Origin of the sequence: Staphylococcus ratti, from assembly GCF_020883535.1 — a bacterium.
In the GTDB taxonomy this organism is placed as follows: Bacteria; Bacillota; Bacilli; order Staphylococcales; family Staphylococcaceae; genus Staphylococcus; species Staphylococcus ratti.
The window spans coordinates 1,940,657-1,955,725 of sequence record NZ_CP086654.1; the positions used below are offsets into that span (position 1 = coordinate 1,940,657).

Here is a 15,069-nt window from a genome sequence, read left to right on the forward strand (position 1 = left end):
CCAAAGTGCTTTTTAAATGCATTCAATTAATTTCCTTTACCCTTAGGTCCAGCATCATAGTGGTAATCACTAGGATTTACTTTTTTGAAGTCTGGGTTTTTATAGAAACGCATTAAGTCTCCATTTAATATTTCATCATTAATTTCTAAATCATTTTCCACTTGATTTTTATTTTTTTGTAAATCAGATGGTGGTGTTGTCATCGGCTTATTGTCTTTATGACTGTAAGCTTTACCATTCACATATTTATATTTATCAGTAACAAAGTCACCGTTACGGAATGGAATCAACTGTTTGTGATCTTTAGATAACATATCTGTACCTAACATGATGTAATTTTTCGTATCGATACCCATCAAGTGAAGTAATGTAGGCATAACGTCTACTTGACCTGCATAAGTTGGATCGACTTTAGGTTCTACACCCGGTGCTTTTATCCAGAAACCTGTTTTATTTAAATCATTAAATTTAGCAGGTGTGATTGGCTCATCAAGCAGTTGAGACATTGCTTTGTTATGATTTTCTGAAATACCGTAATGGTCACCGTATAAAATAATTACAGAATCGTCATAAAGACCACGTTTTTTCAAGTCATTAATAAACTCTTCTACGGCTTGATCTAAATAATGTGCCGTTTGAATATAGCCATCCACGGTAGGGTTGCCCGTATTACCTGGTGGAATTGACGCATCATCTTTATTTAATGTAAATGGATAGTGGTTCGTCAACGTAATTAAATGTGAATAGAAAGGTTGTTTTTCTTTATCTAAATAATCCACTGATTCTTTGAAAAACTCTTTGTCTTTCAAACCTAGATTTTCAACATTTTCCGGTGACATATCGTAGTATGTTGCATCATAAAATTTATCAACGCCAAAGTGTCGATATACTTGGTCACGGTTCCAAAAAGTTTTATAGTCCCCGTGCATCACATTAGATGTGAACTTTTGTTTTTGATGCAATATAGCAGGTAATGATTGGAACGTATTATCTCCTTTTAGTGAAAAGGCAGAACCTTGTGGTAAACCGTAAAGACTGTTATCCATTGTAAATTCTGCGTCAGAAGTTTTACCTTGTCCTGTTTGGTGATAAAAGTTCGGATAATATCTAAAATCATTTTGACCTGACGATAATTTATTTAAGAATGGCGTTACTTCATGACCATTCACTTTTTTATTAATCAAAAACGTTTGGAAACTTTCCAAATGAATTTTGATAATGTTTTTGCCTTTGGCTTTACCATAATATTCCATATTGGGTGCTGTATGTTTTTGTTTCGTATAGTTTAAAACTTTCGTTAAATCATCTTCAGATGCTAACGCTTTTTGTTGATTATTTTGAATCGTTTTAACACCATCATAAACTGTAAAGTTATAAGGTCCTAAATATTTAACTAAATATTTGTGGTCAAATGTACGCGTCAGTAATTCAGGACGATCCGTTTCTGCGAAAGCTAAATTTAAAAAGAATAGTGCTACAGAAGCCGCCATCACGACAGGAATGAATTTCTTATGAAATACATTCAAGCTCAACCACTTTTGCTTGAAAATTAAAATAAACAAATAAGCAATAATATCTAAGAAGTAAACAAAATCATACCATTGGAATGACGCACCAACGGCACCACCCATTGAGTTCACATTACTTACTTGGTTTAATGTACTAAACGTTAAAAAGTCAGAAAAGAATCTGAAATACACAACGTTGGCATACAGTAAAAATGTAAGTAGAAATCCACCGATTAGCATGAACCAGAATGCTTTGCGCCCTTTAAAAAACAGAAAGACACTTAAAATTAGTGCAAGCAAACTATAGGGATTCATTAATAAGATAAAATTTTGAACCGGTCCTTTAACGCCAAGTGACAAGTCAACATAATAAGCAAAATACGTTTTTAGCGAAATTGTAAATACCATTAAAAGGAAAAACGTAAAAATCCCTATTTTCTTTCTATTATTTTCCATTCGTGTTCCCCCATATTTCTATCTCATATGGTGCATTTTGCACAGTTTAAAAATCGCAAATCTTTAATATATATTCAACAATTTAATATTCACATCATATTCATTAGTTCCACTTTATATTTGTAACATTATCGTAATATATGTAAGTTCATTATAACAATATATATGAATTAGTGTGATTTTTCAAGTGAAAACGGGTTTATACTCTTGAAATTGAACGAATTCATTTTCGTTCAAAAAGAGGAATATACTACGTTTATATGTTATTAATATTTCCTTAACATCTATTTGGAACAATACTTTTTCACTCGAATATCATTGATTATATAACATTCATTTTAAAATGTACTCGGACTACGGTTGTAGAGCAAGTCAATCACTCGCACTCTTTTTATTCTCATAACATCTAAACGTTGCGCCTCACTTATTTACAACTAGGCATCAATATGTAAATCAACATACATAGATCATATGTCTCACACTGTCCCACTCCCAACATCAAATGTTATCTAACTTACTTTAACATTTCACTTTGCATGCGGTATTCAATACCATGAAACAGTTGTTTCAACCATCGATGATACTTAACGAGATTTTGTTCGGCTTGTAATACGTCAATGAATTGAAATTTAATTTTCGATCCTTGGCGCTTTTGTGCGATTTTTGTGAGATGATATGTTGCGATTGTTCCAATTTGAGGATAGCTACCAAGCGTGTAGTGATCGTTTAACAACACAACAGGTGAACCATCTTTTTTTACTTGAATTGTGCCGCGTTTAACAGAACGGTGTGGCGGACACTCTTTATAATATGCTTTAATTGGATCTCCCTCTAGCACTACTCCCATACGATTGGCTTTGCTCGTCACTCGATATTCTCCGCTTGTAAATTGTTTTAATGTTTGCGCATCGAAATCTTCAGTCCCGTTATTTGGAATAACGTGAACGACATCCGATAGATAATTAAAAGAGAGCGCATATCCATCGACACCCCAATCAGTATGCCGTGTAACTTCAAGGTTTTCAAACAGTTTATGATGGCGTTCATTATAATCACGCTTCATTTGGATTTCATCGCCATCTTTTAACGTATGACCATGAAATCCACCTATTTGCGCAAGCACATCTGTTGAAGTCGATGCCAACCACTCGTCAACTTCATAACCTCCTGCAATAGCCATGTAGACACGCGCACCACGTTTAACATAATCGAATGTTAAGACGTCTCCTTTATTCATGAGATATAATGTATTGATTTTTACGGGTCTCTCTTGTGTATACGCTACCGCTTGAGCGCCAGATAACGCAATTAACGTCGGTTCCGTAAATCGAATTCGTGCCATTTGATTTGTCATTTCAAGTGTAGCTTCGTTTTTATCATTGCCTACTAAACGATTAGCTATTTCATGCGCAAGCACATCTAAAGCACCGCTTCGTATAATACCTAAATGTTCATACCCTACACGTCCAAAATCTTGAAAACTTGAAAATAAGCCACCCTCTTCAATGATGATTGTCATAATGTCTCGCCTCTTTCTTCGGCATCGTAAAATTTAACATGATCGCCAATAGATATTAATATCATATCTTCTCTATTTACATCAAAGAGCTTTACAGGCGTGTAGCCAATTACTAGCCAATCTTCATAAATATCTGTCGTTGTAATGCCGCATTTTTTGTTTTCTAAAACCACAGACCCTGCTGGGATAAACTGCTTTTCATCAGCAGTATGATTAACCGCTAGCGCTTCAGATAGACCTGAAAGATAAGGAAATCCTGGAGAAAAGCCCATCATTGACACAAAATACTCAGGCGCTGTATGGTGCTGAATGTATGTTTTACGATCCATTTGAAGCTCGTCTAAAATAGCATCAAAATGCGGACCATAGTCTCCACCATAATAAACGGGCACTTTAATACATTGACGTTTTTCTTCCCACGTTTCATGACTTAAATCTATTTTTTCAATTAATGATTTCATATATTGAAATGGCGACGAAATATTTAAATGCTTCATCATTTGACGCGCATCATACGAAATTAACATATCTGTTTCTGTTGGAACAATTTCTGTAATAAATGGATACTTTTGTTCGATTAAATAGTGACGTAATAGCAATAATCGTTCTGTTGCTTCGGGTGTAAGGGCACCTTTTAAAGAAACGACAATCGCTTGGTCGCCTTGGCTATAAACCTTCATGATTTTCTCCCCAATCATTATTTATAAAATAACTTTAAAATAAATGTTAGCCACTGTAAAATAGCTTTCACAAAATGATATATCAAAATACCTTGAATGAACAAAACGACACCAAAACATACATATGCAACAGCTACTTTGTTGCGTTTTAATAGACGTTGATTGATCCATTGCCCTAACCACAACACAATGATAATACACAATAAGTATAAAAGTATCATGTGGCTCATCCTTTACAATTCAATGAGTTTAACAGGTACCCAACCTCTTAAACTGTTTATCATCCATAGTTTACCACCTTGATTTAGAAATTGCTTTAAGGAACTTAATGTCAGTATACCTACTTCTATTTTTTGATTATCCAACAAATCTTGACGCATACAGCCACGTAAAAAATCATCTTCATACTTAGGCGTGATATATTGACCTTCGAATTCAACGACTACATTCCCAATGTCAAACTCTAAAATTTTCTCGTTAACATCATAAAGTAAAACTAATTGTGTAATGTGGGAATGATTTAAATAATCGCGTTCCGTTGTTTTATATATACGTTGCCAAATAGGCGTTGACGAATCCAACTTTTTTAAACTTGCTGACATCATTTGCGTTTTAGGTAATGGGGCATCGACATATTGCAACGTCCCGTCCTTACTTAGTAGGACTTTAATACGATGTGTCCCTTGGGTTAAAGTACTTTGAATGTTTTGAATACAATGTTTCCATGCCATATCATCAAACTTAAATCCTAATGCTTCGCTCGCTTGTTTTAAACGCTTGTAGTGATATGATTCTCGACTAATTTGACCTTCTTCTAATCGCATTGTTTCAAAAAGTTCCATCATTTTATCCCTCTAAAATTTTAGTTTTATCTTGAAATTCTATATATTCTTTATCTGCTTCGGAATCTATCGTAATACCTGCGCCCACACCATAAATCGCTTTATTATTAATATATTGCACGGTGCGTATCGGCACATTAAACATTGCACGTCCATCTGGCAAACAGAGTCCTAGCGCCCCGCAATAAATATGTCTTGGCGCATGTTCAAGCTCATCAATAATACGCATCGTATTCACTTTTGGTGCACCAGTAATCGAACCACACGGAAACAATGCACGCATCATATCATTTAACGTTACCCCCGTTCCAACTTCACCTGTCACCATAGACGTCATTTGAAAAACGGTCGGATAACTTTCAACATCAAACAGTCGGGGCGTCTGTATTGTGCCCGGTGTTGCAATACGTGTAATATCATTGCGTAATAAATCGACAATTATCACATTTTCAGCGCGATCTTTTTCAGAAGCTTGTAATGCTTGTTTATTATTTTCATCTGTAGCTAGATTCATGCCTCTTGGCATCGTCCCTTTCATCGGTTTACTTACAACCGTACGCTTTTGATCGTGAAATGGGCCTACTTGAAAAAATAACTCAGGTGAAATGGACGCAATTTGCAACTCCTCTGTATCCATCATAACGGTATAATGTCCGTTCGTTTGCTTTGTGAGTTGTTCGTACAATGATTGAATATCTGTTGAAACCGGTGCTTCAAGGCGTGTCGTATAGTTAACTTGATACGTCTCACCTTCAAGAATTTCATTTTGTATTTGTCGAATCTGTTGTTGAATTTGCTGTTTGGATTCTGTGAATTTAAAGTTTAACGGTGTGTGCGTAACATCTTTTTGAGTAACATGTTGCTCTTCTTCAGGACGCTCAAAAACATAACATGCTGCATAAATACCATTGTCAGGCTCTTTCACATGAAAGCTTTGATGATAGTATTTCGCTGCTTCATATGGTAAATAAACGGCAACATAATATCCTTGTTTTTGATATTTTTCAGCTTTTGTCAATACATTACCAACTTCTTCACAAGTCGTCGCGATATATTGTGCGATAGGATTTTGAAAAGTAAATTTTAATCTTTCGGTTTGATATGTATCTAAATAATATTGAAAATCAAATGCGACAACCACGAACGTCACTCACCTTACTTAAGAAATTTTTGATTTGTGCTAAACCATACTCAGATAGGATGGATTCAGGATGATATTGTACGCCATAGATCGGAAGCGCCGTATGTTTCACGCCCATAATAATCTCTTCCTCATTTTGTGCCGTTACTACTAATGGTAAGGCGACGGTTTTAGCATCCACCATTAAGGAATGATAACGCATGACTTTAAAAGTAGAAGGCAGTCCTTCATATAAATCTAATCCATTATGGTTCAGTGTTGTCGTATGACCATGCACTGGCCACGGCGCTTTAATAATCTCTCCCCCATAATACGCATTGATAAGTTGGAAGCCTAAACAGACACCTAGTATGGGACACATTGTTTCAAAACGGCGCAATACTTCAAATAATATTGGATAATCCTTTGGTGTTCCAGGTCCTGGAGAAATCACTATAGCACGAGGATTCATCTGTTCTAGTTCAGAAATTGCTACATCGTTAATATCTATTACTTCTATATGTTGTTCTGTTGCCTGATGCAACAAATCTACAACGTTATATGTAAACGAATCTTTATTATCTATCATTATTATCATCTTAATTCGCCTCATTCATTTAATAATAAATCTATTATCACAGATGTAGATAGGATTGACAAAGAGATAATCCCATTTTTACATCTTGATTTCTTACTTCAAATGTATTAAAGTATGGAACGTAACTAAAGACAGAGGTTCCTAGCACTTAACCCTCTATAAAAAACTAGACACCTATAGTGATGATGTATGGTTTGTCACGTCAATTGGTCTAGTCCTGTCTGTCTTAAGTGAAGACAGGCTTTTTTTATGGACATAGGGCTGAACACATCCCCTTATCTACTGTGTTGATCTTAAGAGATGCGATGATGTTTAAATTAAAAATGGTTATGCTAATCAGTTTTAATTTAGACGACCTTGCGTCATCGGATAACGAAATCCAATGATTTCAATCGTCTATTCAACTCATTAAGAATAATTGATTAGGAGCTTCTATTATAAAAAGGAGCGGTTTTTTATGTCAGACGTGCTTCAAAACGAAAAAGCACTTGTCGTTTTCAGTGGAGGTCAAGATAGTACGACTTGCCTCTTTTATGCTAAAGCACATTTTAAGGAAGTTGAACTTGTGACATTTGAATATGGACAACGTCACGCACAAGAAATTGAAGTTGCTAAGCACATCGCACAAGAACAAGGCCTCAAACATCACGTATTAGATATGTCTCTATTAAGTCAGCTCTCACCAAACGCCCTCACATCACATGATATGCCTATCGATGCTTCAGATGATATCCCTAATACATTTGTCCCTGCACGCAACTTATTATTTTTATCTTTCGCCGGTGCACTTGCATATCAAATCAATGCGAAACATATCATTACTGGCGTTTGTGAAACCGATTTTTCTGGCTATCCAGATTGCAGAGATGCTTTTATCAAATCAATGAACGTCACAATGAGCCTCGCTATGGATCGAGATTTTGTAATTCATACACCGCTCATGTGGCTCAATAAAAAAGAAACTTGGGCACTTAGTGATTCGCTTGGCGCTTTAGAATATGTCCGAACAAAAACATTAACATGTTATAACGGGGTTGTGGCAGAAGGTTGTGGTGAATGCCCCGCTTGCCATCTTAGACAACAAGGTTTAAACGCTTATTTAAATGAGAAAGGAGCTATGAAGTCATGATGCATCAAATGTATCCTCAGGTTGCACATAACTACACATATGAGCTTAATAAAGATTTTAACTTTTCAGCTGCTCATGCCATTCCAGATGCACGCGCAGGAAAATGTCAACGTATCCATGGTCATACGTATTTTGTAAACCTCACGATTGCTGGTGATATTTTAGACGATTTAGGATTTCTCGTTAACTTTAGCACACTTAAACAATTAGTCCACGATCAATTTGATCATTATTTATTAAATGACTTAACACATTTCAAAGGCAAGTCTCCTTCAACTGAAGTTGTCGCACACACAATATATGAAATGATTGAAGCACATTTAGCAACATTACCTCATGCTCCAGTATGTGTTCAAGTCTTTTTAAGAGAAACACCATCAAGTTATGTCGTATACCGCCCTCGTAAAAAGGAGCAATCTCATGGTTAAAATTCCTGTATTAGAGATTTTTGGCCCTACGATACAAGGCGAAGGCCGAGTTATTGGCCGTAAAACCATGTTCGTACGTACAGCAGGATGTGATTTTCGTTGTAGTTGGTGCGATTCCAAATTCACTTGGGACGGTAGCGCTAAAGATGACATTCGACTGATGACGCCAGAAGCGATTTATGATGAACTTAAAGCTATAGGCGGCGATCAGTTTAATCATGTCACGATTTCAGGAGGAAACCCTGCCTTAATTAAGGGAATTCAAGCGCTCATTGATTTGTTTAAAACCTACAATATTCAAACAGCACTTGAAACCCAAGGCAGCAAATTCCAACCTTGGATGCGCCAAATTGATGATTTAACATTATCTCCTAAACCCCCAAGTTCGGGCATGCAGCAAAACTTAGAAATTTTGGATACTGTTATTGATCAATGTGTCTCAACAACATTGAATCTTAAAGTTGTGATTTTTAATGATGACGACTACCACTTTGCTCAGACGATTCATCATCGCTATCCGCACCTTCCATTTTATTTACAAGTAGGTAACCCTTATTTAGAAGACGATGTGGTTCATCATACAGACAAATTGTTAGTGCGCTATGAACAACTCATCGATCGTGTAATGTCAGATGCTACAATGAATAACGTCTTCGTCCTTCCTCAACTTCATACGTTATTATGGAGCAATAAAAAAGGTGTTTAATTTATAAATAAACAAATTAATAGAAAAGGGCCGTTTCACATGCTATCTTGACATCTTATTGTTATAATGAAAAAACGAACTAAAAAGATAGGAGAGTACAATGGTCCTTTTTGTTTTATTGAATATTGTAATCGTCTTAATGATATTAGCGTTCGATTTACATAAAAACCAGTATCAATCTTTTAGATTTAGCAGTGTATTATTAGCGATTGCAATCAATAGTTTCCTCAACCAAATCATATTGAATAAAGTTACTTTTATTTCTTTGGCGGCAATGTTGATGTATATTGTATGGACCATTTTACATTTTTACTTAGACCGTCACGACTTACCATTTAGAGTACGACAACAAAAATTTTTAATGGCTTTGTTTGCAACCATGGTCAGTGTTGCTTTAGTGATTACATATCAAACAGGTGATCAATCCTATTATATGTCCGTCCCTTTCGCTGCACCTACTATTTTTATTTTGGGTGGCATTTTATTTTTTTCTAGTACGTTTCAGTCACCACGCTACCAAGCTTTTTACCAAAAAATTAAAGTCCGGAATCCACGATGGACAGGCACACTATTTATCATACTTGGCATCGTTACACTTTCAGCTTTAACACCTTTATGGTATGTCGTGCTACTTATCCATTTCGGGTTCTTCTTAATTATCAACTTAGAAAAGTTATACAAAATTTAACATTTGATGATTAAACCTCTCACAATCGTGGTATATGTATCAAGACAATAATTTAGATATAGAGGAGGTTTTATAAATGGGCTTTATTTTAATGTTAATTATCGGTGGACTTATCGGTTGGGCTGCAGGTGCAATCCTTGGTAAAGATATCCCAGGCGGTATTATTGGTAACATTATCGCTGGTCTTCTCGGCTCAGCATTAGGTACGGCATTACTTGGTCATTGGGGTCCATCTTTAGGTGGCGTTTACATCTTACCAGCTTTAATTGGTTCAATTATTCTTATCGCGTTAGTATCATTAATTTTAGGTGCTTTACGTGGTAAAAAAAGATAATCAATAAATACGTAAAGAGGCAGGAACCATGTTCCCGCCTCTTTTTTTAGAGATATTGGATTAATTTTTGATAAATAATCAAAAGCTATATACGCCTATAAAGACGAATAGCTTTTTCTTTATGCTTGTTTTTTGAGTTCTACAGGCGGCTGAACATTGGACGCTTGAACAATGTATTTCGGTCTTTGCTTAACTTCATAATATATTCTACCAATGTATTCTCCAATAACCCCAATGGATATTAGTTGAATTCCACCAATAAATAATACGGCTGCAATACTCGTAAAATAGCCTGGCACAGATACACCGTGTACAAAAGTATCCACTAATAAGTAAGCAATATACAACATGCTCACTACAAAAATCGCTAAACCTAAGTAAATCATCATACGTAATGGTTTATTATTAAATGAAATGAGACCATCAATCGCATAGTTCAATAAGCTACCAAATGACCATTTTGATACTCCGGCTTCTCTTTCGACATTTTTATAACTAATCACTTTCGTATTATAGCCAATCCAAGCAAATAAGCCTTTTGAAAAACGATTATATTCACTAAGGCTAACGAGTGATTGCACGGCGCGTTGACTTAATAATCTGAAATCACCAACACCATCTTCTAAACGGATATCTTCGACAAAGTAGTTAATTGTTTTGTAGTAAAAGCGCGTCATCCATTTACGCGGTGCATTCTCACCATCACGATTACGTTTGGCAATCACTTGATCATAACCTTCTCGATACACCTCTACCATTTGAGGAATCAACTCAGGTGGGTGTTGTAAATCTGCATCAATCATAACTACTGCGTCGCAATCTGTACTATGTTCAAACCCTGCAATCATCGCAGACTCTTTCCCAAAATTACGACTAAACGACAAATATTTTACTGTTGGTATCGTTTCTGCAGCATTTTGTAAAATCTCAATAGTATTGTCTTTGCTACCATCATCCACAAATAATAAATCGTATTCAAAAGATTTTTGTTGGGATGCTTCGTCTAATATTGATGTTAACTTCGAAATGGTTTGTTGAATGATTTCCGTCTCGTTATAACAAGGCACGATGACTCTTAACTTCATTATTGTGCACCTACTTATCTCACTGTATTTTTCTAAAGTGGCTTAAAAATGTAATTCTCATGGATTCAAAGCCATCAAAACATATGAATTCACATGATTGCTTTACAATCGATTTAAACTCTAACCCTAACTATATCAAGATTAAGGTTCATTCGCCTACAAAAAAGCAAAAAATATATCAAATTTGTTGAAAATACCATTCAACTTCATTCTATTTTCATTTATGGTCGTAAGGCTACATATAGAATAAAAGCGGACGATTACTTATTATGTCTATAACAATAAGGAAGATTTGTCCGCTTTTTGGTTTTATTATTTGTCTTGCATATTTTCTTGAACGTTTTCGTCTTCACTATTACCTAAACGAGGACGTGCTTCGTTGTATTCGTAACGCAATAATACGTTGATGATTTGATGGTTCTCAATTTCAGATATGACCCAACGATCATATTTAGTATCAATGTAATCATCTTGTTCTAGTTCGGTATTTTGTGATTGTAACCAACCACCAATGGTATCAATATCTTCAGAATCTTCAAATTGAATTTGGTACATTTCTTCAAGATCACGCAGTAACACACGACCGTTAATTTGATACGTACTTTCGTCCAATTTAATGACGTCGTTGACTTCATCATCATCAAATTCATCTCGAATCTCTCCGACGATTTCTTCTAAAATATCTTCCATTGTTAAAATCCCGGCTGTACCGCCATATTCATCAATAATTAAACTAATGTGTACATGTTCTCGCTGCATTCGGATAAGTGCATCACTAATACGTGTCGTTTCCGATATCATCGGCAATTCATGAATGTAGTTACTAATTTTAATCGGTGTCCCCGATGCATATTCCGTTAAAAATTCTTTCACATTGATAAAACCTTTAATATGATCTTTATCCCCATTTTCAGTAATTGGATAACGTGTAAATTGGTGTTCTTTAATTGTCTCTAACAATTCATCAACATTAAAAGGTTCATTTAATGTAATCATTTGTGTTCTTGGCACCATAATATCTTTAGCATGTCGCTCATCAAAAGAAAAAATGTTTTGCATATATGCCAATTCCGTTTGGTTAATTTCGCCACCATGATAACTGTTGTTCATAATGATTTTCAGTTCTTCTTCAGACATCGCTTCATTACCGGCGTTAGGATCTGCACCAAATAAACGAATAATCATTTGCGCTGAACCATTCATTACCCAAATGAGCGGTTTCATAATTAAACCGAACACGTATAATGGACGTGCATAAAGCAAAGCAACTTTTTCAGTATATTGAATGGCTAAAGTTTTCGGTGCCAATTCACCTATTACAACGTGTATATACGTCACAATAATAAATGCTGTCACAATTGAAATCGTGGTAACTAACGCATTAGGTAAATGTAATAATTCCACAACAGGATGTAAAATACGCGCAAATAACGGTTCACCTAACCACCCTAATCCGAGAGAGGTCACAGTAATCCCCAATTGACAGGCAGATAGGTAATAATCCAGATTGGAAATCATGCGCTTTACTACTCTCGCGTTGCCATTGCCTTCCGCAATCAATTGTTCGATACGTGAAGCGCGCACCTTTACTAGCGCAAACTCCGAACCAACAAAAACTGTTGTTAATGCAATTAATGCTGCAAATATTGTTAAATATAATATGGTCGTACTATCCAATTAGTTCCCTTATAGAAAGGGATTCACCTCCGTTTTTTTGCATCGCTCAAGTAAAGGCGATGACATCAATAATTTAATACATGATAATTTAAAGTTTCTTGATGTTAAATCCTTCCCATTGAGCTCCCTCCAGACGCAAAAATATTAATTCTATCATAGCATAATTTTAGGTGAAATAATACTATTAATACATGCTTCTGCTCATTTCAACTTGATAGCCTGCCTCACTGATTGCTTTATAAATATACCTTTAACCACATATACTTCCCAACTATTGCACGCTTTGTTAATTAAGATAAAAGGGAGTGAGACAGAAATCTATTTGATTTCGTCGTCTCACCCCCAAAATGAACGTTCACACTATAACAACCACTGAGACTTTTACGTAAGATCTGACATTGTTATTTTTTCAGTATTCTTTTTTAATATTCCGTAAAGGATAGCACTGATACATCCCCCAATTAAAATGGCAATAATAGTATATAGCGCGTGGCTCAAATCTGTTCCGAAAATCACGAAGATACCGCCATGAGGTGCTTGAATATTTGAACCGAATAATAGCGCTAAACCACCTGCAACACCTGAACCTACCATCATTGAAGGAATGACACGAATCGGGTCAGCTGCTGCAAACGGAATGGCACCTTCTGTAATAAATGAGGCCCCCATTACGATATTCGGGATAATTGCCCCACGTTGCGCTTTTGAGAATTTTTTCTTAAAGAAAATCATCGCTAGTGCAATGGCAATAGGTGGAACCATACCGCCCACCATTGCAGCTGTAATCGGTGCCGCATTACCTGCTGTTAAAGCAGCTGTACTAAATACATAAGCCGCTTTGTTAAATGGGCCTCCCATATCAATCGCCATCATTGCACCAATCACAATACCTAAAATGACCACATTCGAACCTGAAAGTCCATTCAAGCCATTTTGTAATGCTCCATTTAACCATGAAGCAGGTGTGTTGAAAACGTAAACCATCAATAAACCGGTAATTAAAACTGAGCCTATTGGATAAATAAGTGTTGGTTTTAATCCTTCTAACATTTGCGGGAAATTTTTAGTTAACTTTTTAATACCTTGTGTAATGTAGCCTGCTAAGAAACCAGCAATAATTCCTCCGATAAAGCCTGAATGTCCACTCATCGCTAACATCCCACCAACTAAACCAGCCGCAAATCCAGGTTTGTCAGCGATACTACGTGCAATAAATCCCGCTAAAATCGGAACGATAAGTGCGAAAGCACTTTTATTACCAATCTGCCATAATGTTGCTGCAAAAGCGTTGTAATCTGAACTTTTTGGGTCATAAGCTTCTGGACCAATCATAAATACAATCGCCATTAAAATACCACCAGCAATGACGAGGGGTAACATATTAGAAACACCATTCATTAAATGTTTATAAATCGTTTTACCGATACCCATTTTTTCTTCTTGTGTCAAAGTTTGACCACTACCTTGTGATGTAAAAGGTTTTCTAGAGGTGTCGAGTGCGCTCTTAATTAATGCTTCTGGTCGTTTAATACCATCAGCTACAGGGACTTGTACTACATTTTTTCCGTTAAAGCGATCTGTTTCAACATGTACATCAGCAGCTACAATGATTCCTGTTGCATGTGCAATATCTTCGTCTGTTAATCGATTTTTGACACCGCCCGCACCATTTGTCTCTACTTTCATTTTAATGCCTATTGCGTCTGCTTGCTTTTTAAGTGCATCTCGAGCCATAAATGTATGTGCGATACCTGTAGGACAAGCTGTAACTGCAAGTACATAAGGCTCATTGTCATGATCAGGCACTGTCGTTGCGACTTCTTCCGTTGCTTCGTCTGTCGCTTCATCGTCTGCTTGATTGATAATGGCAAGTACTTCCTCTGGAGAAGCTGCTTTTAACAATTGGGCACGAACTGCTTCATCCATTAAAATACCAGATAATTTTGCTAAAGCATCTAAGTGTGTTTGTGCGCCTGTTTCAGGTGCTGCAATCATAAAAAACAGATGTGCAGGTTGCATATCTAAACTGTCATAATCAATCCCTGCTTGTGATTTACCAAAAGCGATTGCAGGGGCGGCTACAGCGGCTACTTTAGCATGTGGAATCGCAATCCCTTCACCAATACCCGTAGAACTTTGACGCTCCCGATTGTTTATACCTTCAATAAATCCGGCTAAATCATTCAATTTTCCTGCTTGGTTCAACTGATGGGCTAGTGCTTCGATTGCACCATTTTTATCCGTTGCATCCAATTCCATAGCGATTGTTTCTTTAGTGAGTAACTCTGTGATTCTCATG

The 15,069-nt window shown here is 36.1% G+C and carries 15 protein-coding genes; 5 read left to right on the top strand and 10 right to left on the bottom strand.

Annotated elements, in window-relative coordinates; translation table 11 throughout:
• Positions 1-26 precede the first annotated feature (26 nt).
• The 7 genes from ltaS to LN051_RS09450 form a co-directional block, all read right to left on the bottom strand.
• Positions 27-1,964 carry a polyglycerol-phosphate lipoteichoic acid synthase LtaS gene (ltaS, locus tag LN051_RS09420; RefSeq protein WP_229292279.1) on the bottom strand — a complete coding sequence of 646 codons (1,938 nt, stop codon included), beginning with the start codon at positions 1,962-1,964 and terminating at the stop codon, positions 27-29.
• A 514-nt stretch (positions 1,965-2,478) separates the two neighbouring features.
• Positions 2,479-3,483: a 5-oxoprolinase subunit C family protein gene (locus tag LN051_RS09425; RefSeq protein ID WP_229292280.1), complete on the bottom strand. Its 1,005-nt coding sequence runs from the start codon at positions 3,481-3,483 to the stop codon at positions 2,479-2,481.
• The gene (locus tag LN051_RS09430; RefSeq protein ID WP_229292281.1) at positions 3,480-4,163 is read right to left on the bottom strand and encodes a 5-oxoprolinase subunit B family protein; all 684 of its coding nucleotides are present in this window, start codon (positions 4,161-4,163) and stop codon (positions 3,480-3,482) included. Before LN051_RS09430 ends, LN051_RS09425 begins: the two co-directional genes overlap by 4 nt.
• 17 nt (positions 4,164-4,180) lie before the next feature.
• On the bottom strand, positions 4,181-4,384 hold the full coding sequence (locus tag LN051_RS09435; protein WP_229292282.1) for a hypothetical protein: 204 nt from the start codon (positions 4,382-4,384) through the stop codon (positions 4,181-4,183).
• Between the two features lie 12 nt (positions 4,385-4,396).
• Positions 4,397-5,008 (bottom strand): aminotransferase class IV, encoded by a 612-nt coding sequence (locus LN051_RS09440; RefSeq protein ID WP_229292283.1) that lies wholly within the window; start codon positions 5,006-5,008, stop codon positions 4,397-4,399.
• Between the two features lies 1 nt (position 5,009).
• Positions 5,010-6,146, bottom strand: a complete 1,137-nt coding sequence (gene pabB, locus LN051_RS09445) for an aminodeoxychorismate synthase component I (RefSeq protein ID WP_229292284.1) — start codon at positions 6,144-6,146, stop codon at positions 5,010-5,012.
• Positions 6,130-6,723 (bottom strand): anthranilate synthase component II, encoded by a 594-nt coding sequence (locus LN051_RS09450; protein WP_229292285.1) that lies wholly within the window; start codon positions 6,721-6,723, stop codon positions 6,130-6,132. The genes pabB and LN051_RS09450 overlap by 17 nt, the downstream gene beginning before the upstream one ends.
• Before the next feature lie 457 nt (positions 6,724-7,180).
• Between LN051_RS09450 and queC the strand changes: the two genes are divergently transcribed.
• From queC to LN051_RS09475, 5 genes are all read left to right on the top strand, one after another.
• On the top strand, positions 7,181-7,852 hold the full coding sequence (queC, locus tag LN051_RS09455) for a 7-cyano-7-deazaguanine synthase QueC (protein WP_229292286.1): 672 nt from the start codon (positions 7,181-7,183) through the stop codon (positions 7,850-7,852).
• Complete coding sequence (queD, locus tag LN051_RS09460) at positions 7,849-8,280, top strand: 6-carboxytetrahydropterin synthase QueD (protein WP_229292287.1); 432 nt, start codon at positions 7,849-7,851, stop codon at positions 8,278-8,280. Before queC ends, queD begins: the two co-directional genes overlap by 4 nt.
• Positions 8,273-8,986, top strand: coding sequence for a 7-carboxy-7-deazaguanine synthase QueE (gene queE / locus LN051_RS09465; protein WP_229292288.1), 714 nt, complete (start codon positions 8,273-8,275; stop codon positions 8,984-8,986). Before queD ends, queE begins: the two co-directional genes overlap by 8 nt.
• Before the next feature lie 100 nt (positions 8,987-9,086).
• Positions 9,087-9,674, top strand: a complete 588-nt coding sequence (locus LN051_RS09470; protein ID WP_229292289.1) for a hypothetical protein — start codon at positions 9,087-9,089, stop codon at positions 9,672-9,674.
• A 76-nt stretch (positions 9,675-9,750) separates the two neighbouring features.
• Positions 9,751-10,008 (top strand): GlsB/YeaQ/YmgE family stress response membrane protein, encoded by a 258-nt coding sequence (locus tag LN051_RS09475; RefSeq protein WP_229292290.1) that lies wholly within the window; start codon positions 9,751-9,753, stop codon positions 10,006-10,008.
• 119 nt (positions 10,009-10,127) lie between these two features.
• On the opposite strand, the gene LN051_RS09480 is transcribed toward LN051_RS09475, so the two are convergent.
• The 3 genes from LN051_RS09480 to LN051_RS09490 all read right to left on the bottom strand — a co-directional run bounded on the left by LN051_RS09480 (position 10,128) and on the right by LN051_RS09490 (position 15,068).
• Complete coding sequence (locus LN051_RS09480) at positions 10,128-11,093, bottom strand: glycosyltransferase family 2 protein (RefSeq protein WP_229292291.1); 966 nt, start codon at positions 11,091-11,093, stop codon at positions 10,128-10,130.
• Positions 11,094-11,405: 312 nt separating this feature from the next.
• Positions 11,406-12,770 (bottom strand): hemolysin family protein, encoded by a 1,365-nt coding sequence (locus LN051_RS09485; protein ID WP_229292292.1) that lies wholly within the window; start codon positions 12,768-12,770, stop codon positions 11,406-11,408.
• Between the two features lie 381 nt (positions 12,771-13,151).
• The gene (locus LN051_RS09490) at positions 13,152-15,068 is read right to left on the bottom strand and encodes a PTS fructose transporter subunit IIABC (RefSeq protein ID WP_229292293.1); all 1,917 of its coding nucleotides are present in this window, start codon (positions 15,066-15,068) and stop codon (positions 13,152-13,154) included.
• Between the last annotated feature and the right edge of the window lies 1 nt (position 15,069).

What these genes read in the sequence shown, in the direction of transcription:
- ltaS (WP_229292279.1), bottom strand. Translation starts at nt 1,964, where the DNA reads ATGGAAAATAATAGAAAGAAAATAGGGATTTTTACGTTTTTCCTTTTA.
- LN051_RS09425 (WP_229292280.1), bottom strand. Translation starts at nt 3,483, where the DNA reads ATGACAATCATCATTGAAGAGGGTGGCTTATTTTCAAGTTTTCAAGAT.
- LN051_RS09430 (WP_229292281.1), bottom strand. Translation starts at nt 4,163, where the DNA reads ATGAAGGTTTATAGCCAAGGCGACCAAGCGATTGTCGTTTCTTTAAAA.
- LN051_RS09435 (WP_229292282.1), bottom strand. Translation starts at nt 4,384, where the DNA reads ATGATACTTTTATACTTATTGTGTATTATCATTGTGTTGTGGTTAGGG.
- LN051_RS09440 (WP_229292283.1), bottom strand. Translation starts at nt 5,008, where the DNA reads ATGATGGAACTTTTTGAAACAATGCGATTAGAAGAAGGTCAAATTAGT.
- LN051_RS09450 (WP_229292285.1), bottom strand. Translation starts at nt 6,723, where the DNA reads ATGATAATAATGATAGATAATAAAGATTCGTTTACATATAACGTTGTA.
- queC (WP_229292286.1), top strand. Translation starts at nt 7,181, where the DNA reads ATGTCAGACGTGCTTCAAAACGAAAAAGCACTTGTCGTTTTCAGTGGA.
- queD (WP_229292287.1), top strand. Translation starts at nt 7,849, where the DNA reads ATGATGCATCAAATGTATCCTCAGGTTGCACATAACTACACATATGAG.
- queE (WP_229292288.1), top strand. Translation starts at nt 8,273, where the DNA reads ATGGTTAAAATTCCTGTATTAGAGATTTTTGGCCCTACGATACAAGGC.
- LN051_RS09470 (WP_229292289.1), top strand. Translation starts at nt 9,087, where the DNA reads ATGGTCCTTTTTGTTTTATTGAATATTGTAATCGTCTTAATGATATTA.
- LN051_RS09475 (WP_229292290.1), top strand. Translation starts at nt 9,751, where the DNA reads ATGGGCTTTATTTTAATGTTAATTATCGGTGGACTTATCGGTTGGGCT.
- LN051_RS09480 (WP_229292291.1), bottom strand. Translation starts at nt 11,093, where the DNA reads ATGAAGTTAAGAGTCATCGTGCCTTGTTATAACGAGACGGAAATCATT.
- LN051_RS09490 (WP_229292293.1), bottom strand. Translation starts at nt 15,068, where the DNA reads ATGAGAATCACAGAGTTACTCACTAAAGAAACAATCGCTATGGAATTG.